Source organism: Chitinophaga oryzae, from assembly GCF_012516375.2.
In the GTDB taxonomy this organism is placed as follows: domain Bacteria; phylum Bacteroidota; class Bacteroidia; order Chitinophagales; family Chitinophagaceae; genus Chitinophaga; species Chitinophaga oryzae.
Map to the genome: position 1 here is coordinate 6460725 of NZ_CP051204.2, position 22669 is coordinate 6483393.

Below are 22669 nucleotides of genomic sequence, written 5' to 3' on the forward strand. Positions count from 1 at the left end.
ATTTATTTACCCAGCTCCAGCTGGTTTTTTACCAATTGATAGTAAGCGCCCCGGCTGGCAGACAGCCCGGCATGGGTGCCGCTTTCCACGATAGCGCCCTTGTCCATCACCAGTATCTGGTCTGCATGTTTAACGGTACTGAGGCGATGCGCCACCACCACGACGGTCTTGCCGGTAAAAAACTGTTCGAGGTTGCGCAGGATGGCGCGTTCGTTGTGGGCGTCGAGGGAATTAGTGGCTTCATCGAGCAACACGATGGAAGGGTTGCGGTAAATAAGGCGCGCCAGCAGCAGCCTTTGCACCTGTCCTTCGCTGAGGCCGTAGCCGTCTTTTCCGATCAGGGTTTCATAGCCGAAAGGCAGTGATGCAAAGAAATCGTGTATGCAGGCCATCCTGCAGGCTTCATAGAGGCGCTCGTAATTCTTTTCTGTATCGCCGGCGAACACATTGCCGGCAATCGTATCGCGGAACACGTAGCCGTCCTGCATTACCACGCCGCAGTGCCGTCGCCACGACTCCGCGGAAAAGTCCTGCAGGGAGGTATCTTCCAGTAATATATCTCCTTCCTGCGGCGGATAAAACTTCAGCAGCAATTTCAGCAGGGTGGTTTTGCCGCTGCCGCTCATCCCGACGATGGCCGTTACTTTGCCGGCAGGGATCAGCAGGTTGACATGGCGCAGTACCAGGGGCGAATGCCGGTGGCCGTAACGGAACGAGACGTTCTGTAAGCGTATATCCTTTCCGGTGACTGCGTCGCCGGCGAGATGCTGCAGTTGAGGCGTATCTTCATCAGCTTCCTGGTGCACTTCCGCCATCCGTCGCAGGCTGAAGCGGGTGTTCTGCATGGCGCGGATAAAATCTGTCAGCTGCGCTACCGGCGCACTCAGCTGGCCGCAGGTGTAAGTCACCGCCAGCATAGCGCCCAGCGTCAGCTGACCGTTGACCACCAGCACCGCGGCAAAGCAGGTCACCAGTACATTGCGGGTTTCGTTGATAAACGACGATACGCCCTGCACCAGCTGGTCCAGCCGGAGGCTTTCCAGCTTTACCGTGATCGCCTGCTCCTGGATGTCTTCCCACTGGCGTGTCTTCCGGGCCTCGCTGCCGGTGAGCTTTATTTCCTGCATGGCGCCGAACATTTCCAGCAGCATGTCCTGGTTGGCCGCCAGCACGCCGAAACGCTTCTGGTCCAGCCGGCCGCGGCGTTCCCGGAAAGCATGGTTCCACCATATGCCCGCGGCTCCGCCCAGCATAAACAATACAAATACCTGCCAGTGGTAATACAACAGCAGCACACCCAGTACCAGTATAGTAACGACCGACAATACAAAGCTGACCAGTGAAGTGGTGAGGAAGTCCTCCACCCGCTGGTTGTCGGTCACCCGCTGCATGTTATCCCCTGCCTGCCGGTTATCAAAAAAAGAAAGCGGCAGCCGCAGGAGCTTATGCAGGAAAGCTTTCAGCATGGCTGTGCTAACGCGGGCGCCTATTCGCAGCAGCAGGCGTGCACGGACAAACTCCGACAACATGCGGCCCAGGAACAACGCCAGCTGGCCGGCACAGATCAACAGTATCAGGGAAATCTGCCTGTTTTGAATGCCTTTGTCCACAATGGCCTGCGTCAGCAGCGGCGTTAGCAGAGCGAAGCCGCTGGCCAGCAGCAGTGTCATTAACACCGGCGAAAGACGCTTACGGTGCGCGCGCAGATAAGGCCACAGCGCCTGTAGCGAGGCTTTTGTTTCCGCCACTTCCGGCGCGGCATAAAATGCAGCAGTAGGCTCCAGGAAGAGCGCGCGGCCATAACCCGAGCCAGGGTCCAGCTGCCAGGCAGCCATAAATTCCGGCAGCGAATACCGGCTTTGCCGCCCCAATGCCGGATCGGCGACATATACCGCTGTTTCCGTGATGCGGTACAGCACCACAAAATGTTGCTTGTTCCAGTGAAGTATGCAGGGCAACGGCGCTTTCTTCGCCAGCACTGTAAACGGCAGTTCTGCCGGCAATGTCTTAAATCCCAGCTGCTCTGCCGCCGCCATCATGTCCGCAAAGGTGACGCCCTGCCGCGATATACGGCAGGCATTGCGGAGATACTGCAACGGGTACACGCGGCCATGATGCGCCGCTATCATCTTCAGGCAGGTAGGGCCACAGTCCATGGCGTCTGACTGCCGGTAAAAAGGGAAAACTTCTTTCCTGAACACTTTTTGAAACATTGTTGCAATTTAAAGATAATTAATAATTGCAACAATGTTTCAAAAAACAAAGAAATAATATACCGCAATATCAGGTAAACAGCTGCCGGACAGTATCCGCCTTAATTTGTATCTTCGGGAAACAATCAATCCGCTTACCCTCAAAATAAGCACTATGAATTACCCCCTACGATCCTGTCATCGCCTATGGGCGGCATTTTCCCTGTTACTATTTTTCTTTGCCTGCATCCCGGTTCCCGACGCCCACGCACAACTGTCGATTCCCATCTACAGAGAATTCGCCGTCAGCGAAACACACCAGATATCGGGCATCTGCCTTGGTTGTGCAGTAGAAAACCCGGAGAAAGCCGTCGGCAACAACACACAGGACTACTCCGCCTTCAAAATAGGCCTGTCGGTGTTAGGCAGCATCCAGCAAACATTGATTTTTCGACACCGGACCATCGACCGGTTCACCAAACTGAGCATCGGCATCGGCACCGGCCACACCGGCCTGTCTGTCCGCCTGCTGGGCCAGGTATATGTGGAAACCTTCTCCGGCGATACGTCCAACAACGACGCCCGCCCGGTAGACGCCCGCATGTTAAAAATCTATGAAGACTCCACCAAAGGAGAGCTGGAGTTTATTACATCGAAACCTTACGACCGTGTCAGGATAACGCTAAATGGCGGATTGGCGGACATCAGCGATGAACTGCGGGTGTATTTTGCCGATCAGACCTACGGCGACTTCTCACTCTGTTACGTACCGCATTTTGCGGGAGAGATACTCTATTATTCATTTGACGGCGATAGTAAAGACCTTATTTCCGGCAAGGACCTCACCAGTACCCTGCTGCCCTCCTATAAAAACCATATGCTTTGCGGGCGGCTGGGCCTCAGCGTAATACCCTGCCTTGAAAATACGCTGCAGCACACAGCGGCCCCCTGGAGCCTGGGCGACACCGGCACGGTAGGGTTCTGGGCACGCATCGACCGGCAATCTTTCTGTAATGAAACACCCAAAGTCCATGTGGAAATACCACCGTTGTCCATTACGCTCACCGCTGATGCTGTAACCGTCTGTAAATCCGGGCTGGGCTGCAAGACCTCTCCCGTGGCTAATCCCGCAGGATTGAACCTGTATGTTGTTACTACCATGCCGGCGCCCGCAAACCCCATGCGCTTATTTATCAATGGTGTGGAGGTGGCCGTTCCCCTGGAACCCCGCGCCGTTCCCCCGCCGGACGGTCATATCAAAGTCTCGCTCAACCAGGCGGAAATTGATGAAATGATCGTGTATAAAAAGGTGCAATCATTCCGCACTATCAAAAGCTGGTACGCGGATAATTGCCTGCGATGCCAGGTGGCCCCGTCACTTACGGCCGCACCCAAAGCGGGCCTGCTACCAGCACCCGCCGCAACGGTGTTGTACCCCAACCCGACTACCGGCAGGATCAGTATTGGAGATGATGACATCATAAACGATGCAACCGTAGCAGTAAAAAACGCTTACGGCATGGAGGTATACCGGACACGGCTAAACGTAAAGACTTTCGAACTGCCGTCATCGCTGGCCAACGGCGTATATATGATCACATTAACAACGAAAGACCACAAGGTCCATACTTACAAAGTGATACTTTCCAGATAGATGCTGGTCATGAAATAATAAACCCGGCAATTAACAGGTTATCATTAAATTTGATGTCCAATTAACGTATCTGCATATGCCTCATTTTGTGATAGAATGTTCCAAAAACGTACTGGACATGCAACCGGCGGAAGTTATCATGGAGACCGTCTACCGGGCCGCGGAGTCGACCGGCCTTTTCGCGGAAAACGATATTAAAGTACGGTTACACCCCTACGAACTGTACCGGCTGGGAACAGGAAAAGACAGCTTCCTGCACATCTTTGGCAGTATTATGAGCGGGCGCACCACGCAGGAAGAAGCAAACCTCGCCAAGGTGATCACCCGGCAACTGGCGCCGCTCCTGCCCGATGTTTCGTTTCTGTCGATCAACATCGACCGCTTTGAGAAAGCCACTTATAGTAACAGATCGCTGATTGACCCGCGCAATACGACGGGCGACCGGTTCTTTTCGAAGTAACAATCGCCATGTTTCATTGTAAAGTTCCATCCGGCCCTGGAAAGCGATATCCGAAACAGTTTCCCGCTGCCAGCATATAAACGGCTGCCTCTTAGACTGGCTTTGTTGTCTGTAAACATAGTATAACACTTATCTGTTTATTTGATAAAACATTGTCCGGATGGTGACTATCGATGATATAAAAAACCCATGGGCTTCCACCGCTGCCGCGTTGCTTGACCAGCTGCAGAGCAACGCCGGCAGCGGGCTTTCCTCTGCGGAAGCCGCCAGCCGTCTCACCACCTTCGGGCATAATACCATTCATACCGGCCAATCCGTCAGCCCTTTAACCATCTTCGTGCGCCAGTTCGTTAGTCCTTTTGCTTTACTCCTGGCGCTGGCGGCTGCCTTTTCTTTTTTCTTTGAGGAATGGCTGGACGGAATCGCCATTTTATTGGTACTGGTACTCAATACCACGGTAGGATTTGTCATGGAGTTCCAGGCGGCACGGGCAATACGCGCTTTGAAAAAAATGACGGCGATACATGCCCGTGTACTCCGAAATGGCAGCATTATTTCCATCCCTGCGGAACAGGTAGTGCCTGGAGATATACTTTTTGTGGAAGGAGGCGACATGGTGGGTGCTGACTTACGGCTGATCAGCTGTTTTCAATTACAGTGCGATGAATCGTCCCTGACCGGAGAGTCGTTACCGGTAGAAAAAGATACGGAGGTGCTTCCATTACTTACCATCGTTCCCGACCGGACCAACATGCTCTTTAAAGGCAGCTTTGTAACCAGGGGAAACGGTTATGGACTGGCAGTCCAAACCGGAATGTCAACCGAACTGGGTAAAATTGCCGGCATGATCCGGCAGGTCCAGCCGGAGGCTTCTCCCCTGGAAAAGAAATTACAGGCTTTCAGCAAAAAGCTGGTCCTGATTACGCTGATATTGATGGCTTTTATTTTTTTGGCCGGCTGGCTTCAGGGGAAACCGCTGTTTAGCATATTACAGACATCCATCGCACTATCCGTGGCAGCCATCCCCGAGGGCCTGCCCGTGGTGGCCACTATGGCGCTCGCACTGGGAATGATGCGTATGGCAAGACAACATATACTGGCCAAAAGGCTTTCGCTGGTAGAAACATTGGGCAGCACCAATGTTATCTGCACTGACAAGACCGGGACGCTCACCGAGAACCAGATGGAAGTCGCCTGTGTACAATTGCCAGGTATGGAGGCCCCCACCGGCATTCAGCATCACTCCCTGCTGTTCCCGCACCCGGCATATTTACAGCTGCAACAGATTGCCGTGCTATGCAACACAGCATCACTGGATACCGGCGATGCCAATTCTCCGGGAACGCCAACCGGTGATCCGCTTGAGATCAGTTTACTAAAAATGGCTTCCGCCAATACGGATATCAGGAGTCTTCGTCATCAATATCCGAAAACCGACGAAATTCCTTTTTCATCCGACCTCCGGGTGATGGCCACGCTACACAAAAAAGAAAACGGCTATTACGTGGCCGTAAAAGGAGCCATGGAAGCGTTGATCAACCGTTGCGACACTGTACTGGAAGACGGAACACCTGAAAAGCTCACGCCTGACCGGAAAAACCACTGGCTGAAAACAGCCGAAAAAATGGCGGCTTCGGGACTTCGTACATTGGCCTTTGCGTTTAAGGAAAGTCATGATAGTTCTGCCGACCTCCTCTCGGGGCTGACGCTGGCCGGTATAGCCGGATTTTTGGACCCGGTACGCCCGGAGGTTGTTTCCGCCATCAGCGAATGCCGGTCGGCAGGAATCAGGGTAGTAATGGTTACCGGCGACCATCCCGCTACGGCCCGCGAGGTGGCACGGCAGGTGGGATTGCCGGACAGCGAACAAGACATCATCCATGGAGATGCGATGAAACCCTATGCTGACCTCACCATCGCCGAAAAAGAAAAATGGTTGCATGCCACTGTCTTCGCCAGGGTAACGCCGGAACAGAAGCTGGACCTTGTCCGCCTTTACCAGGAACAAAAAATGATCGTCGGCATGACAGGCGACGGCGTTAATGATGCCCCCGCGCTGACAAAAGCTGACATCGGTATCGCCATGGGCCGGCGAGGCACGCAGGTGGCCCAGGAAGTGGCAGATATGATCCTGACAGACGACGCTTTCTCTTCTATCGTCTCTGCCATCAGGCAAGGAAGGACCATCTTCACCAACATTCGCCGGTTTGTGGTCTATCTGCTATCAGGCAACCTGAGCGAACTGGTGATCATTGCCACCGCCTCCCTTTTAAACCTGCCGTTCCAGTTGTTTCCACTGCAAATACTCTATATTAACCTGATCACAGATGTTCTGCCTGCACTCGCTCTCGGTATGACAAAAGCCTCTCCGTTTATTATGCAGCGCAAACCTTATGCCTCCCAAACGCCTATTATAGACAGGAAAAGATGGATCGCCATTTTCACCTATGCATCTATTATGACCCTGACAACCATCAGCGCTGTCTATATCAACTATTACCTGCTGTCATCAGGCACCCCTCCTTCAACCGGTCACGCCAACAATATGCTTTTTTATACATTGGCATTCGCCCAGGTAACGCATGTGCTGAACATGTCATTCGGTGTTCATACCGGATTTTTCAAATCTTCTGTATTCACCAACAAATACGTATGGTATGCCATCATCTGCTGTATGGCACTTACGCTGGTGTCCTGGTGGGTGCCCATCTTCCGTAGAGCGCTGAATATCTCCTTTATGAACTGGAAAGACTGGATAGTGGCCGTTATTGCAGCGCTATGCTCTCTTATGCTGATACAATGGGCCAAAAGGATGCGTTGGATATTATAGTCGTTGCTCTGAATAGAAAAGGCCGGCTAAAGAGCCGGCCCTGTCATTTTTTCCTTCTAGTTATTCGTATCCCACCAGACACGATCGTTGATGGTTGCCTTTTGGTCCGGTTGTGGATTTGTCAGTTCTTCGATGGCGGGATACGGCCATCTTCTCGGAATGCCTTTCGCAGTGTTGCCGGTATATGGCTTCAGCTGCGGATATCCTGTGCGCCGCCAGTCGTTGTACGCTTCGGGTGACAGGAAATTAGCCACAAATTTTTCGCTTATGATCTGTTGTATGGCATTGGCCGCAGTAAGCGCCGGTCGTGATGCAATGTACGTCTGCTGCGCTGCCGGCTGAACGCCCAGCATCGACATATGCGCAGCAATAGCGGCTTTGTAGATGGGCCCGGCAGCAGCAGCCCCCTGTTTGATGAAGGTGGCCTCCGCCTTCAGGAACAACGCCTCGCTATAGGTGGCCAGGTACAGGTTAGCGCCCGCACCGGCGTAGAAACTGTTGACCGCAGACAGCATTTCAGGATCGGGCACAGGAGCGTCATTGACATTACGGCCCATGTATTCCCCCGCTTTGTTTTTGGTCGCGATGACCGGTAACCTCGGGTCCTGCCGGGATTTCAGCGAATCCACAAATGATTGCCCCAGCACTACACCACCGGAAGCCTCTCCTGTATTCCAGTACCACGGATTGGAACCGGTGCCGGTACCCGGATAAGGCACAAAGGCATTGTCGGCATTACCGCCGAAACCTTTGGCCAGCGCCGCCAGCGCATCGTCTGCCTGTTTACCCGCAGTATGACCGGGCGCTTTGCTCAAACGTAGCGCATAACGGGCTTTCAGGGTATAGACAAGCTTCTTCCATTGCGCCATATCTCCCTTGTAGATAAAATCATCCTCGCCGGGCGCCACTTTGGACGGTGTCTGGTCCATGTAATACAACGCACTGTCAAGCATCTGCTGAATAACGTTGTACACCGATTCCTGGCTATCGTATTTCGGCTTGGTGACCTGCGGCATGCGGAATGCTTCGGAATAAGGGATGTTGTTCCACAAATCGGTAGTGATGGCCAGGTTGTAGGCGAACAACGTTTTGCCGATAGCCACATACTGGTAACGTTTCTCCGCTGCGGCCTGGTCCATCATCACCCGGAGGTTCTGAAATACCGTGGTGTATAAGGAATAACTCCAGGTGTTGTTCACATCCACATTGGTAATATAGTAAGACTCCAGGTTGGGCGCCTGCTGGTTCAGCGACAACTGCTGCATCCAATAGGCGGTGACGTTAGTACTGGTACCACCCGTCACGAGGCTCGCAGTAGCCACTTCCACCGGAGACAACATCAGCGACTCCTTTACGGTCAGCGGATTATTGGGATCGTCATTGATATCCAGGAATTTCTTGCATCCGGTATTCAGGAGCACTGCACAACCCATAAGGGCGAGTGTTCTTGTTATTTTCATGTAGTTAGCTTTAGAGATCATTAAAAGGATACTTTCAACCCTACCACTACGCTGCGGTTGGAAGGCACGTTGAAGTTGGAGAAACCCTGACCGTTGCCGGAGCCGTCGAGGCTCACCTCCGGGTCAGAGCCGGTATAGTTCTTATGCAGGATGAAGTTGGTGCCGGTAACAGATAATACCAGCGAGCGGAAACCTTTCTTCCTTAACAAACCGGAGGCCAGATCATAACTAAGGGCCACCTGCCGCAACTTCAGGAAAGAACCGTCTTCCACACTGCTCTCGCTCACCTTGGAATAAGACTCCTTGTAGTAATTCTCATCCAGTACGATAGGAATATCGTTCTCCTTGTTGGTAGACTGACGCACGCCGGGCAACACTACGGTAGTGCCCCTGTTCTCCGTGGCCTTGGCGGTGCCATAGAAAAACAGATAGGAATTGTCGAGGTTGATCACATCGCCACCATGACGATGGTCCAGCACAAAAGAGAAAGTAAGCCCTTTGTAGTTCAGGGAGCTGGAAACGCCGCCCAGCCATTTCGGAGTGGCATTACCGATAGGTCCCAGCGCGGTGCTGATGATAGGATATCCTTTATCATCAATGATCAGCTGGTTGTTTTCATTACGCAGGTAATAGTTGCCATAGATCACGCCATAGGGCTGGTTGGCATAGGCAAAGATACCCGGGCTGGTAAAACCTGCGAACTGGATATAGTTCACCCCGTCGGCCAGGTTCAGTACCTTGTTGGTAATTTTGGTATAGTTCACGTTGATGTTCCAGGTAAGGCTGGCTGTTTTCACCGGGGTAACGCCCAACGTCACCTCCACGCCTTTATTCTGCATGGAACCTGCGTTCAGCGAAGCGCCGGTGAAACCGGTGGCGGGAGATACCGGGGAACCGGGCGTCAGCAGATCGGTGCTTTTTTTAGCAAAGTAGGATACCTCCAGGGAAGCCCTGTTACGGAAGAACTTAGTCTCCAACCCCACTTCAAACTCTTTCAGTTTTTCGTTGCGCAGCGGGAAGCCGTAAGTGCTGGTGAGCGTATATCCGTTCTGACCGTTGAACGGGAAAGTAACGCCCGGCGATGCGCGGTAAAAAGGATTACTGAGCGAATAAGGGCCTACGTTGTCATTACCCACAGCGGAATAAGACACTCTCACCTTACCAAAGTTAAACACCGGGTTATCCCCCATCCTGAGGGCTTCAGTGAACACAAAACCTGCGCTGGCCGATCCATAGGGATAAAACTGGTTGTCTTTGGAGAGCACGGAGCTACCGTCGTAACGGCCGGTGAGCGCAAGGGTAAGCATGCGTTTATATTCCAGGTTGGCCTGTGCATAGAATCCTACCTTGCGCGTCCTGTAGTAGCCATAACTGGAAGTTACTTCGGAGAAGTTGGTGATGTTGTACAGTTTTTCCACAGAGATACCCACCCCCTGTACAAAGCTATTGTCGTTATAGTTCACGAGGATGTTGTTACCGAGCAACAGGCTGCCAAAAAGGTCATTGTTAAATTCCTTCCTGGCTTCCAGCATCAGGTCGTGGTTAAACTGCTGGCTTTTGAGGTCACGCTTGTACATCTGGCCGGTGACGGGCGTGGCGCCGTTGTTGCCCCAGCCAATAGCGCCGGGCGCTTCATGATAATCGGTGGTGGTCACATACATATCGGCTCCTGCTCTTTCCGTGATCGTCAGCCATGACAAAGGCGTATAGGCGAGGGTTACCACAGGGATGATACGGTTGTTACGGTCGCGCAGGCCGGTATTATCCAGTACCCAGTAGGCATTGTTACGCGCCGCGCGGAACAAACGCTGCGACCCGTCTTCATTCACCGCAGGATGCGGGTCCCAGGAGATAGGCGCTCCGTACACGGTCCACAGCGGGTTTACGAAGTTGTTACCCTCCAGGTAGCGATGGTTGTCTGACTGGATATAGTTGAACTGTGTGGATAACTGCAGGTTGTCCAGCAATTTCACACCATATTTTACAAACAATGAATGCCGGCTGTAATCGGTGTTGGGGATGGTGCCATTCGTCTTCAGGTATGAATAGGACACCATATAATTGGACCGGTCCGTATAGCCGGATACGTTAATATTGTTATCGCTGGTATGCCCTGTTCTGAAAAATTCTTTAGCGGGATCATGTTTTTTTACGGGCTGGCCGTTTACTTTCAGGGTGTCGATAGCCGGTCCCCATGAGGAGGAGCTGATACCGCCGTTATTTCCATCGATGTATTTACCACCGGTACCTTGCGCGAATTTGTCCTGGAACTTTGGCAGGATGGGGTTCTGAAAGGAATAGCTGCTGCTGAAGGAAAGGTTCGGTTTTCCCTGTTGACTTTTACCGCTGCCATTTTTGGTGGTGATGAGCACGGCGCCCCTTGCGGCAGCGGAGCCATACAACGCTGTGGCAGCAGCGCCTTTCAGCACGGTGATGCTCTCTACGATATTAGGGTCGATGTCACCGCCGCGGTTGACAGTACCGCCGGAATACATGGAGCCGTTGGGATTGCCGGCCTCGCCGTTGTCCATCGGTACGCCGTCGATCACAAACAGCGCCTGGTTGTTGCCTACAAGTGAAGTGGCGCCGCGTATCACGATCCTGGCGGAGCTGCCCGGCACGCCGCTGGAGTTGGTGATCTGCACGCCGGCAACTTTACCGGAGATGGCGTTCACCACGTTATCCTGTTTGGCTTCCACCAGTGACGCGCCTTTCACTTCTTCCACGCTGTAGGTGAGCATCCGTTTGTCCCGTTTGATGCCTAATGCCGTTACCAGCACTTCGTTGATCTGGCGTGAGTTTTCGTCCAGCACGACATTTACTGTCGCATCTTTTGTTACTTTGATTTCTGATGTGTTGTAACCGATAGCTGTCACCAGCAGCACATCGCCTTCTTTGGCGGCAATACGGAAGGAGCCGTCGGCCGCAGCGGCTGCGCCGGTACTGGCGCCTTTAACGCGGACAGAAGCCCCCGGGACCGGCGCACCATCCTTACTGGTAATTTTACCCGAGATGAACGGGGCTTGCGCATAGGCAACGGAAAGCGCCAATAGCAGCATGACTGCTATCAAAAATTGTCTTTTCATAAGTATTATATTGATGGAATGATCAGCCGGCTGTAAGCCAGCCGGTGCTTGTAAGCGATTTATGGTTGATATCCTCCCGGCGCAATAGCTATATTTTCAGTCTTCTGATAATGGGTTGAAATTAGGTCACATCGGGGTAGGTGATTACATTATATTTAACCACTTCTTTACTAAAATTAACATGGCTGTTAAACGCGAAAAAACAATAATTATACTTCAAACAATGTGCAGACAAGGGTTACAGGAAACAAACAATACAATTAACTAATCAAGCTACGGCAAAATAGGATAACATCATAGCCTGGTTGCCGCAGGCTATGATGTTATGCAAGGTCATTTATAGCAACGTACCGCAAAAACGGCTGCCGGCACGTCCGCGGAAGGGTGTTCCATCTCCAGCACCAGTTCGTCGGTATGCACCGGCTGGGGCAGCCGCAACCGGTTATGGGTCTGATAGTTGCCTTTCACCTCCGCAAGTACCTTTCCTGCGGCATCTTTGATCCGGTAATTCCGTACACAGAAAGGCATCACTGTTTCAGGGTGCGTCATCAGTACCGATTCCATCGGATGATCATAATCTGCATCGAAGAACAGGTCGATATGCCCGATCGTCACGGGAGCTTTCCAACGGAGTGTTAATTGCGGAGCAGTGTCCGCCCAGTCGGCTACCCAGGCATTGGGAGCGCTCACCGGCCGGTCTGTTCCGTTACGGATATTTTCCGCGCCAAACAACCGGATACCGGTTTCATATTTCAGATCGATGTTGTAACCTTCAGGACGCCGTTGCGGGCACCAGAATTCGAAAGCTTCCATCCCGATATCTTCAGGGGGCGTTTGTTTACCGTAGTTGGAAACAGCTTTGTTCACCGTGTTAAAAACAGACAGCACCCCGGTAAGCCTGTTAGCCGTGCGGTGCAGTTGCACCAATGGATTTTTATGGAAGATGATAAACGCATAGCTGGCGTCTTGCAGCGCTGCGGTAAAAGGCAGCCGGATACAATTCCTTCCCGGATGTATAGCGATGTTTTGTTTCTCCAGGGTAACGTCCGGGGTATGGCTGCCTTTCCTGCTGCTGATGCGCAGTTCCACTTCCAGCGTGGTATCTTCGGCAGCATCTGCATGAAACACTATCGGTGCGATCTCACCTTCCGGTAGCGGCAGCAATTGCGCTACAGACAACTGCAGCGGCTGCGGGAAAGCGGCGCCGGGGAAACCGGTGAACACCATCTCGCTGGAAGCTTTGATAGCAGCGGTTTGCACCAGGTCATCCGTATCCTGCAGCGCAAGACCCGGGATATGCTGACCGGTTTGCTGCAATCTCTTTTGCAGTAACGGCACCATCCCCTTGTGAAAAACACCGGCGGGCAGCACGCCCTGCTCTTTACAGATAACTGCCGCCATAGCCGCCGCCTGTGTGGCATAGGCCGCCGTGGCCATCACGCGGGTAGAGGCAAAAGCCACATGCGACGCGCTGATGATACGGCCGCCGAGGAACAGGTTACGGATATTACGGCTGTATAAACTGCGGTAAGGTATCTGGTAGATGCCTTTGCTGTGCCACTGGTTGCAGCCGGGCTTTTCACTGAAGACACCGTCGGCCGGATGCAGGTCAACTGACCATCCGCCAAAAGCCACCGCATCGGGATGCGTGCGTTGTTCGATGATATCCTGCTGCACCATCATATAATCGCCTTCAAAACGGCGGCTCTCTCTTTTACCGGGAATCATGCCTACCCATTCCAGGGTGAGGGTTTCCGCTTCCGGGAAATTGCCGGAATTTTTGATGTAGTCCCATACGCCATATACGATCTTCCACAGCTCCCATTTTATTGTCTCGGTATCGTGCACGGTGTCCAGCCGTCCGCCATATTCTATCCACCACAGCTTACAACCGAAGTCACCGGCGTTAAAAGATTTAAAGCGGGGGATAGTGGTAATGTCTTTCAGCGCAAAAGCAGGCGGGATGTACTTCACCGGCCGGCCGGTATCTTTACTGTAGAAATAAAGGGAGTGGCCCAGCAACTCGCCGTATTCGGCAGAAGGCGCGAATTTCTCTCCGAATTCATCACTGCTTTCAGCACCCATGCGGAAGGCGGCGCCGGCCAGAAAACCTACGATGCCGTCGCCGGAGGCGTCGCAAAACAGCGGCGCTGTTAACGTATAGGTCGTCTGGTTCTGGCTGCAAAAAGCTTTGAGCGCGCCAATCGTTCCTTCGTCTTTTTTCTCCACCGCATATACGGCGGTATTGAGTAACAGGGTGATGTTGGGTTCCTGTGTGACTTTGTCCAGCAGGATCATATCAAAAATAATGGGGTTGCTTTCCGGGTTGCGGAAGGTATTCTCCACCAGTATTTCGTTGACCAGGCCGCCTTCGCGTGCCCAGCGGTTGTTATTGCCCATATGGGAGGTGGCGCCCAGTATCCACAAGCGGACTTCGCTGCTGGCGTTACCGCCCAGTACGGGACGGTCCTGTACCAGCACTACTTTGAGTCCCTGCCGGGCGGCGGTGATGGCGCCGCATACGCCCGACAGTCCGCCGCCGGTGATCACCAGGTCTGCATTGATGTTCACTTCGGGAAAAGCACGGTCTCCTGTTGTTCCGGATGTAATCATGATTCTTCAGTTATAGTTTTAGTAGAGTGCAAGTCGTCAAATTAACAACCTGTGCCCGGCAACGGCAAGCGTTGCGGCCACAAAAAATACCGGGAACATTCCCATTTGCCGGGAATGTTCCCAACAAGCTGCACCGGGGTTTGCGCATCCAAACAGGCGCCTCACCTGCCGGGTTTTCCCCGCAATAAAATTTTGCCGATGTAGACGACGGTACGGTCATATTTCTCCGGATGACGGGTAATATCTTCCAGCTGCGTACTGCCCAGTATCGCGCGTTTATCTGCCTTTTCGGCCGACAGGCGTAAAGTGACGGTGTGTTTGCCCGCCGGCAGGATGATCATCTCATACTGCCCGCGATAACGGTTATTACAAAAATTATTGAACCGGTTGATGGTATAGCTGCCGCTGCTGTCCGCCGCCACGGCCTCGCCCAGGAACCGCGTCCCTTTGGGCGCGCGGCTGACCAGTTTCATAGGCTTGCCATCCACCACCGCTTCCAGTTGACCCATTTCCGGACCGCCGATATCGAAGATGCCGAACATGGTGCCGGTGAAATGAAAGGTGAAGGAGGCGCCCGGCCGCTCTGCTGTCATGACATAAGGGAACCAGCCCCGGAACTGCTTCAGCGGCAATTGGTCCGTTGCGGTCTTTTTGAAGCCCCTGCTGAAAGCAGCGATTTGCAACGGGTCATACATCCCAGCATCTTCCCAGTTGTCTGCCAGCAGCGGGGCGGGTAACGGAGACGGTTCTACGGCATTGGCATTTCGTATCTTTTGCATTCCTCTTGCAATAGCGGCGGCGTATATATTACCGCCTGCCATCACGGGATGCAGGCCATCACGGGAGTAGACGATCTTTCCGGGCACGTCTGTTGCGCTTTTCCACAAAAGCTTTCCCTCGCGCTCCAGCAGGGTAGGCTCCATTCCCAGATGAATGGATGGCAACGCATAATGCACCGCCAGCTGTTCCAGCTCCTTTATATGCTCCGGCACCTGGCCCGCGGCATATGCTTCCGTATGACCGATGTTAACTGTATAAATCAGGCAGATATCTGTCTGTGGCGACTTTTTCCGGATCTGCCGGATGATGCCTTCCATGCCGCTGGCATAAGCGCCGTTCACCGCAAATTCCACAAACACCAGGTCAGGATGGTATTGCATCAGCTGATCGTACAGGCGGCAGGCCCCCAGGTCTGTGCCCGTTCCGGAAACGCCGGCGTTAATACCTTTCATAACTGCATCGGGAAACATAGACTGTATATACCTTGCGGTCTGCCGGCGGTAACACTGGTTGCCCTGTGTAATGCTCCCGCCGATAAAACCAATGGTGAGCGGCTTACCGGCTGCTGCTTTACGAAAAAAATGCGGCAAACCACCCCGTACCGTGCATTCGTTGCTGTTATTATAATCGCCCGTACTGATAAGCGGAACGGTGGTATCTCCCGGATTAAAATACAAAGACGAAGCACCTGCCTGTGAGGCGGCAATAAGCCGCAACTCCTCTGCTTCGTCCCGGCTTTGGGAAGACGCAGCCACCTGCACCAGCAGGCAGCCACAAAGCAGCACAGAAAAACGTTTATAGTTCATAGTTAATAGCAATTACATGTAGCCCGTAGGGAGCTATCTCCAGCGGGAAAGCCTGTGTTACGCCGGCAGCCTGTTGCCGGCCGTCAGCATGGAGATATGCTGCACTCCGCGGCCGGACCGTTTTCCCGGCTACTACCTCCGCATAGTTCACCTGCAATGTTTCTTTCAGGGGAAGATGACTGTTGTTCAGCAGCAACAGGAAAAGCTTCCGCTCTTTCCGGTTGATGGCGCAGAAATAATCGAGGTAAGGGCTGCCATTCTGCAACATATTCTCCCGCAGCAACAGATCGGCAGCGGTACCGTATACTTTGCCCGGCGCAAAACCATACGTCTGGTGCGGCCCTACTTTCGGCGTGGCGAAGCCATGCGGGAAGGTGATGTTGCCGGCTGAACGCAGCTGTATTTCGGACAACAGGTAATCGGTGATCCAGCCCACCTGCCACCACGCATGGTGCGGGTAAGGACCGGCGCCTTTGTTCATGGTATCCCAGTAATAGGAGGCCACGCTGGTAGCGCTGTCTACAAAAGCGTCCCTGCCGAAGGCGGCGGCACGGGCCATGTGGAGAAACAACGAATCACGCGTAAGGCCGAACATCCGCACAAACAGGCCCGCATGGCTGGCCAGCGCAATCGGCCCGCGGTGGTTGGCAGACCCCATAATACCGCCATGTTCAAAACTGAGCCCGGTCTGGCTGATTTCCCAGTCCTCGCGCTCCCGCCCGTTCACTATCTTCTTTTGAGTGGAAGGTATCGGTTGCGTATATACGGAGGTGGTGTATAACTTCGCTGTCTGAATAGCCGCTGTGCGGTAGCGCGCTTCTTTTGTCACTTCATAGAGTTCCAGCAGCGCGCCGGCGCTCTGGCCTGTGGCAAAGTCGGGCACAAACCGCGCATCGCCGCACACGCCCAAAAAACAGCCTTTGGCGGTAGCGTTTGCAATGTACCAGTCGGCGCCCTTCTTTGCGGCGGACAGGTATTTTTGATCACCCAAAATCTTATAGGCTATCAGCAATCCGTAAAAGGTAGGCCGCAGGTCTTCCACTTCGGTGAACATCGGTTTACCGGTAGCGTGATCATAGGCCACCGCCCATTTACCGGCCGGCCCCATCCAGGCCAGCAGCCTGTCGCCCGCCGTGCGCAGCGCACGCCGCAGCGTAGTGTCGTTCGGGTTAAACAACAGGATATTGCCCATGTCCATCATCATGTAATAGGTAGTGGCAATGGGTTCTACATATGGGCCCCACTCTTCGGTGAACCGCCGGCTTTTGGCCAGGTAGTACTGCCCTGCGGCCGCGCCGCTGAAGAATCCCGGCTGCTGCTCCTGCTGCATCAGTTTAAAATTACGGGCATAAGGCAAACGTGTCTGCGCCAGCACGCTGTCCTGCGTAATGTGCGACAACATCCACATAGCGCCGTAATCGGAATTCTTCAATGCGTCTTTTTCGGAACCATAAACGCCGCCCAGGTAGGCCTGCGCGCCGATGTCCACGCCTTTATAGTTCTCCAGCTTCCACATAGAGGTGCTGTCGTCCACGAGGTAATGATGCATCCGGAGGATACGGCTGGTCAGCGATTGCCTGGTTTGTTTCAGCGACAGGAAATCGGGAAAACGGTAGATGTCGTTCACCGCATGTTTATACACCGTGTACCAGTCGGCCGCCTGCAGGCTGTATCGGAAAGCGAAGTTCACCGTGTCTCCCTGCTGCAGGTAGGAGCCTTTCTCCCCCAGCACGGGGTGATACGCGGTAGGTGTCAGCGCCGCTTTCCTGTTCATCAGCGACAGGCCCAACTGCCAGTTGCCGTTGCTGCGTTTGTCTTTCTCCCAGGGGTCGCGGGCGATGCCGGGCGCCGGTATTACCGCCAGCGTCCACCGCTGACGGGTACTGATAAAAGGCGCCAGCGTGGTGGCAGTCCTCTCCCGCAGCACCACCGGCTTGTCCGGTATGCCCTGCATATAAGCATAAGCTTTGATAAAATCTCTTTCTATACGATCGCTCTGAAAATAACCGGGGATACCCGCCCACTGCAACTCCTGCTCCTGCATGGTCGCCAGCGTAGGTGTGGCCAGCGAATAATAACCGGCGGCTTTGGCGCGCAGCTGCATGGTCACACACACATCGCCGGGAAAACGGTCATCAAAACGCCAGGTGGCGGAAAGTACGGCGGTATTGTTCTCGCTGGTAAATACGAGGGCGCCGTCCGCTGCCCTGGTGGCTGCTGATGGATAAAAATGCTGTGCAGTGCCCGCAGTATTCATCGGTACCGGCGACAAGGCCGATTCCCATACCGGAATAATGTAACGGTACTGTGGCTCGGGGAACACGAGCTTCTTTCCGGTTTTATCGTATAGGGATAATGGTTTGCTATCCGGTTTCTCTGCGCTGTACAACAACGTATATTCTCCGCTCACATGCGGTAGCTGCCGCCAGGCCTGCTGCTGTTTCACGGCCACATTTTCAAGCTGCCATCCGGCCGGCCCGTTTTTCCAGGACAGGCGAAGGGTACTGTTGTGCATCGATACAACGGCCGACTGGGCCGCTACCGGCATGATGCCTGCCATCCAGCTGATAAAGGTGAATACGATTCTTCTCATGTTAATAAGTACTTTCTACCGGTTCCGGTTGAGACGTGATCTTCACTTTTCGTGCAGCCCGCAGCGGTATAACAGCCGCGACGAGGATCGTAGTGGCAATACCCGCCACCAGCGGGGCACTTTTCTGTGAAAAGAAACACAGCCCATATAGTAATAAGGCGATAAAGGCGAGCGAAAAGGCAATCACCTTTAACCCGAACTGATTTTGTTTTTGTATCTCGATGGCCTCCTCCGCGCTGACCTCCAACACTTCTACCTTGCGTTGTGCGCGGCGGCGTTGCAACTGTATATATTCGTCGCTCACATCGCCTTTGCCACGGGCATACCATTCGTACAGGGCCAGCATCAAGAAAGGCAATCCAACGCCGAGCAACATCTCATCGGCACGGCCCAGTTTAATACCCGCCGTCAACGGAAGGATCACTTTAAATACCAGGTTGACCAGCAGGCTGATGACGGTAATATACAGGGTAGCCTTGCCCGTTAGCCGCCTGGAGAACAGCGCCCAGATAGGCGGCGCCAGCAATGGTCCACCGGTGATAGCCCCGATGCTCAGGGTAAACTCCACGATACCGCCGATATAAGGCACTATCAGCGCAATGGCAATCATACCCAACCCGAAGAACCAGGAAGATACCCTTGCCACGCGCATCAGTGTTTTGTCAGAAGCACCAGGATTAATCGATCCTTTGTAGATATCGTTGGTAAAAACAGCGGATACCACATTCAGTGCTGTATTGGCGGAAGCAGAGGTGGAAAAATACATACCGGTGAGTATCAGCCCCATTAAACCTGCCGGCAGCACATGCTTGCAGATCATGAGATAGGCGTTCTCCGTTTCCAGGCCAAGCAGCCCGGGGTTGATGCTTTTGTAGAGCATCGGCGGTAACATCCACAGCACCGGGCTCAGGATGTAAAGCCCTGCAAAAAGATAAGCCACTTTGGAGGCGGACTTCGGCGTGTCTACACTGGTGTAGCGTTGTACAAAAGTCCAGTTGCCGCCGATATAAAACACGTGATACAACGCAAAGGCAACAATAAAGCCCCAGGTGTACTCACCGTTGACCACACTGAAGAAACCTTCCGGCGAAAAGTGCAGGAAATGCTGTGCGCCGCCCGCCGCATCAAAAGCCAGCGGAATAATGATCAGCACCGCTGCCGTGAGCACTACGAACTGCAGGATGTCGGTCACCATTACGGCCCACAGGCCGCCTACCGCCGTATAGGCGATCATGAATAACCCCAGCACAACAGTGGAAGGCATGAGTGGCAGTCCCAGTGAAGCGCTCACCAGCCTGGCCACGGAATACAATACGGAGCCTTTGATCAGCAAAGACACCAGCATGAAAATATAGATATACGCCTTCTGCACTTTCTCACCCAGCCGTTCCCGGATGAATTCTGCCGCGGTGAGGTTGCCGGTGGCTTTCCATCGGGGCGCGAGGTACAGCCCCGTCACCAGCGCACCGATGCACATTGTCCACTGGATAGTGATGGCCACCCAGCCGTACTGGTAAGCAATGGAACCCCAGGCCACAAACGTGCCGGCAGAAAAGAAACTCATAAAAAGGGACAGCCCGCCGATAAACCAGGGTACGGCCTCCCCCGCAGCAAAAAAAGATTTGAGGTTTCTTCCTGTCCTGGAAAAGGAAAATCCCACCAGCATAATGAACAGGGAAAAAACAACAATAACGGCGGTATCTATGACAGCATTCATCACGGTGTAATCGTTAAGGTTAGTTCTCTGGTAATACGTTTCTCTCCGTTATAACGCACGGCCGACGCTTCAAATACCACCCGGTAGGTACCCGGGCGGGTATACACATACTTATATGCCGGCAGCGTAGTGCTGATATTCTTCAGCGCTATCCCCTGGTCAGGCTTTACGGCTGTAGGGTCCAGTCCTTTGGAGATCACCCAATCTTCGTTGTCATCGGTATTTTTACTGCCGGGCATCAACAACTGCGCCTGGGTAACAGCCCATACGAACGCCGGATTTTTAAAGTCCACCGCTTTCCACCCTGCCGTCGCCATGGTGGCCATCGGCGTCACCACGTTATCCGCAGACACGCTGTTGGCGGTAAACGTCCGCACCACCCAGCGGTTCTGCCCTTCAGGCTTATTGGTGTCGGTATACCGGAACGCGATATAAATCAGCTTATGCCGGGCGGAATCAGCAAATTCTTTCAGGCTCACCACGCCGGAGGGCGTATTGTCCTGCCCGGCAGAAAATACCGCTTTGGAAGATACGTCTTTCCAGGTAGCGGCTTTCACATGTTCCACATCTGCAATACCGCTGAAATCGTTGGACACCATCAGTTGCAGGTTGGGGTATATCTTGCCAAACTGTACCAGCGTGCTGAACTGTATCTGCAGATCGGCATCTACCGTGGTACGCTGGCGGTGTTCATACTTGCGTCCGGGTTCGCCGGAATAAAAAGTAATATTATCGGGATTGCCCTGAAAAACGAACGACACGGTATCGCCGGCCTTAAAGGTGGTGCCGGCCGTTGTTACTTCCAGCTCCGGCGTGGTCACCTTCTCTTTGGCACAGGCGCAGAAAGCGGCGATGATCATCAGATATAAGTAAGGTCGCATAGTCATTTTTTTACCAGCCGGGATTTTGAGTGATCAAACGATTGATAGTGATCTCAGTGTTGGGAATGGGAAACAGTACATTGCGAACGGTGGTGTTCTTCGCCGCGCTGCCGGCGTATTTCCAGGCCGCCGGCGCGGAGCTGCTCACCTCTGTTGCCAGCGACTGCATTTTACTTACGTACAGGCCCCAACGAATCAGGTCATGTTTGCGCATGCCTTCAAAACAAAGTTCGCGCGCTCTTTCATCCTGCAAATGCGACAGGAAATCAACGGCGCCCAGCCCTGCCGGCAGGTCTGCTGCCGGATCGGCGGCATGAACAGGTTTACCGTACCCCCTTCTCCTCACCTGGTTAACAGCCTCATAAGCCGCTGCCACCGGGCCATTCAGGGCATTTTCCGCTTCGGCCTTCATAAGCAGCACGTCGGCATAACGGATCACGGGAAAGTTGGTGGAATTGTACAGGCGGTTCTTTGGCACCTGTGTTTCGTATTCACGGCGCCATTTACCGGCGGTACGTTCATAAATCTGCGCCGGTGTGAAAGCTGTTTTGGTGATCGTTCCGCCGGCGTTAATATACCGGTAAGGCGCAATCGCCCAATCGCGGCGCTGGTCCGCTGCCTCGAAGAGGTTGAACAATCTGGCCGTAGGATGCACTGCGCCACCGGAATAACCGATGTTGTCATCGGGGCACTCCACGCCGTTCTCAATACCTACGCCCCCCGCCAGCTGGGCCGTACCCTGCTGATTACCGTACATCCCTATCTCCCAGAGGCACTCCTGAGGCTCGTTGATATCTTTGGAATGATTGATAAAAATATTGCTGTAGGAAGGATTCAAAGAATGTTTACCTGAATTGATCACCTTGTCAGCGTAAGACAGCGCATCGGTGTATTTCGACACATCCTTCAGCGGTTCACCGGCCATGGTAAGATACACCCTCGCCAGCATCGCCTGTACTACGGTGGTGGTTACACGCTCATTGTTCGTATAGGCGCTGATGTCGCTCACCAGCGGTTCTGCTGCTTTCATATCTTCCACGATGGCCGCGTATACCTGGGCCACGGAAGAACGTGGCAGATTGGGCGCCGTTGGCGAAGTGGTGGACGATAACTTCAACGGCACGCCACCGAAATTATCCACCAGCACAAAATAGAAATAGGCGCGCAGGAAAAGCGCCTGCCCTTTGATGGCGTTCCGTTTCGTCTCGTCCATCCTGGGTTTGTTCACATTTTCGAGCAACAGGTTGGCGCGGTCGATGCCCTGGTAAGCCACCTCCCACAACTTGCCCACGTCCAGCTGGCCGGCGTCAAAGTCCAATACCCGGAGATTGTTCACGGACACGTTCTTATAAAAAAATTCATCGCTGATGTTCAGGTAACTGAACAACCCGCGGGAGTACATCCTGCCCCAGTTGTCGATCAACCGGTTATAGACGCCGTTCAGCGCCCTGTCCAGGTCTGCTTCGGTATTGAAGTAATTTTCCGGTGTCACAAAGTCTTCCGGTTTCGTGTCCAGGAATTTATTGCATGCGCTGAACAGGGAACCTGCCAGCACACAGGAGATCATGATATATGTTTTGATAATGCCTGATTTCAT

12 protein-coding genes are annotated in these 22669 nt (G+C 53.4%); 3 read left to right on the plus strand and 9 right to left on the minus strand.

Translation table 11 applies throughout. The annotated features are described in order from the left end of the window. Positions 1 to 2: 2 nt before the first annotated feature. On the minus strand, positions 3 to 2213 hold the full coding sequence (locus tag HF324_RS25350; RefSeq protein WP_168861135.1) for a peptidase domain-containing ABC transporter: 2211 nt from the start codon (positions 2211 to 2213) through the stop codon (positions 3 to 5). A gap of 154 nt (positions 2214 to 2367) precedes the next feature. Here HF324_RS25350 and HF324_RS25355 point away from each other — a divergent pair, with 154 nt between their 5' ends. The 3 genes from HF324_RS25355 (at position 2368) to HF324_RS25365 (ending at position 7136) form a co-directional block, all read left to right on the plus strand. Beyond that, positions 2368 to 3846 (plus strand): T9SS type A sorting domain-containing protein, encoded by a 1479-nt coding sequence (locus HF324_RS25355; RefSeq protein WP_168861136.1) that lies wholly within the window; start codon positions 2368 to 2370, stop codon positions 3844 to 3846. A gap of 76 nt (positions 3847 to 3922) precedes the next feature. Then, positions 3923 to 4306, plus strand: coding sequence for a 5-carboxymethyl-2-hydroxymuconate Delta-isomerase (locus tag HF324_RS25360; RefSeq protein ID WP_168861137.1), 384 nt, complete (start codon positions 3923 to 3925; stop codon positions 4304 to 4306). 160 nt (positions 4307 to 4466) lie between these two features. After that, the gene (locus HF324_RS25365; RefSeq protein WP_168861138.1) at positions 4467 to 7136 is read left to right on the plus strand and encodes a cation-translocating P-type ATPase; all 2670 of its coding nucleotides are present in this window, start codon (positions 4467 to 4469) and stop codon (positions 7134 to 7136) included. Between the two features lie 56 nt (positions 7137 to 7192). Here HF324_RS25365 and HF324_RS25370 read toward each other — a convergent pair whose 3' ends face one another. From HF324_RS25370 to HF324_RS25405, 8 genes are all read right to left on the minus strand, one after another. Further along, entirely contained in the window at positions 7193 to 8596 is a 1404-nt protein-coding gene (locus tag HF324_RS25370) for a SusD/RagB family nutrient-binding outer membrane lipoprotein (protein ID WP_168861139.1), read from the minus strand. A gap of 20 nt (positions 8597 to 8616) precedes the next feature. After that, positions 8617 to 11682, minus strand: a complete 3066-nt coding sequence (locus tag HF324_RS25375; RefSeq protein WP_168861140.1) for a SusC/RagA family TonB-linked outer membrane protein — start codon at positions 11680 to 11682, stop codon at positions 8617 to 8619. A 333-nt stretch (positions 11683 to 12015) separates the two neighbouring features. Beyond that, a complete protein-coding gene (locus tag HF324_RS25380) occupies positions 12016 to 14295 on the minus strand; it encodes an FAD-dependent oxidoreductase (protein WP_168861141.1) in 2280 nt (759 codons plus the stop codon). Positions 14296 to 14456: 161 nt separating this feature from the next. Then, positions 14457 to 15881 carry an SGNH/GDSL hydrolase family protein gene (locus HF324_RS25385; RefSeq protein WP_168861142.1) on the minus strand — a complete coding sequence of 475 codons (1425 nt, stop codon included), beginning with the start codon at positions 15879 to 15881 and terminating at the stop codon, positions 14457 to 14459. Further along, positions 15871 to 18474, minus strand: coding sequence for a glycerophosphoryl diester phosphodiesterase (locus HF324_RS25390; protein WP_258539193.1), 2604 nt, complete (start codon positions 18472 to 18474; stop codon positions 15871 to 15873). The genes HF324_RS25385 and HF324_RS25390 overlap by 11 nt, the downstream gene beginning before the upstream one ends. A gap of 1 nt (position 18475) precedes the next feature. Further along, on the minus strand, positions 18476 to 20191 hold the full coding sequence (locus tag HF324_RS25395; protein WP_168862416.1) for a sodium:solute symporter family protein: 1716 nt from the start codon (positions 20189 to 20191) through the stop codon (positions 18476 to 18478). Continuing rightward, on the minus strand, positions 20191 to 21072 hold the full coding sequence (locus tag HF324_RS25400) for a DUF5017 domain-containing protein (protein ID WP_168805595.1): 882 nt from the start codon (positions 21070 to 21072) through the stop codon (positions 20191 to 20193). The genes HF324_RS25395 and HF324_RS25400 overlap by 1 nt, the downstream gene beginning before the upstream one ends. 10 nt (positions 21073 to 21082) lie before the next feature. Further along, entirely contained in the window at positions 21083 to 22669 is a 1587-nt protein-coding gene (locus HF324_RS25405; protein ID WP_168861143.1) for a RagB/SusD family nutrient uptake outer membrane protein, read from the minus strand.